Genomic DNA, 1066 nt, shown 5'->3' on the forward strand with positions numbered 1-1066 from the left:
GCGACATCGATAGGAACGATGTCGCGAGACTTTTTCCGTAGCATCTATTGCCCTCCCTGCCTCGAGCTAAGATGAGGGCAATTATCCAAATGTTAAAACAAGGCGCACAACTCTCGCTTGCCTCGGAAGCGCGGCCGCTGCCAAGGCAGCCGCCTAGACTACAGCCTCCGGCTCAGCCTCAGAACCCTTAAGCTTTTTCGCTTTACGGCGTTCGATGAAGTACTTGATAATGATAGGCAGTACCGAAAGGAAGATGATGAGCAACATGATCTTCTCAATCGAGTCCGCGATACCCGGAATATTGCCCAGGAAGACGCCCACCAGATTCATCGACACCACCCACGCGATGGCGCCAGAGATATTCCACCCCACGAAGTTCTTATAAGGCATCTTCGCTGTACCAGCGGCAACCGGGATGTAGGTACGAACAATCGGTACGAAGCGGCCGAGCACAAGCGCAACCGGGCCATGCTTGGCAAAGAATTCTTCTGCCGCGACGAGGTGCTCAGTCTTCAAGATGCGTGCATCATCTTTGAATAGGCGGCGGCCGAAGCGATGGCCCAGGTAGTAACCAACTTGATCGCCCAGCACTGCAGCCACGATCCCCACGCCGAGAAGCGTCCAGATATTCACGTGCAGCTGGTCGCGCAAGATCGCCGCTGTAACCAGCAGCGAGTCACCCGGCAGGAACGGGAACAAAACGCCCGACTCAATGAATACAACGACGGCAATGCCGGCGATTACCCATGGCCCAAATGATTCCAATAGGGTCGCAGCGTCCATGTAGGACAAAAGGTTAGAAATTGCGTCCACTCGATACTCCAAAACATTCTTAAAGCGCCTCAACCAAAAAGGAGGCGCAGGTGATTGCATCTAAGTATCTCCCCTGTCTTGCCACTAAGTACAGCTCGACATGGCCTTTCACGGCAAATTGTCGCGATCGACACAGCATACATTCAGCCACCGCGATTCCACATCCAAAGATTGGCCCACTACTGTTTTACCCATGACTCGACTTCTTGGATGGCTGCGTAGCTTGGGCGGCTTCGTAAAAGACGTCTGTGCC

Annotated in this window: 1 protein-coding gene; it reads right to left on the minus strand. The window is 53.7% G+C overall.

Annotated elements, in window-relative coordinates; all coding sequences use genetic code 11:
• Window positions 1–153 precede the first annotated feature (153 nt).
• Window positions 154–783, minus strand: coding sequence for a DedA family protein (locus tag HMPREF2724_RS07200; RefSeq protein WP_061922604.1), 630 nt, complete (start codon window positions 781–783; stop codon window positions 154–156).
• Window positions 784–1066 lie beyond the last annotated feature (283 nt).

This window comes from Corynebacterium sp. HMSC071F07 (assembly GCF_001810285.1).
Lineage (GTDB): Bacteria > Actinomycetota > Actinomycetes > Mycobacteriales > Mycobacteriaceae > Corynebacterium > Corynebacterium simulans.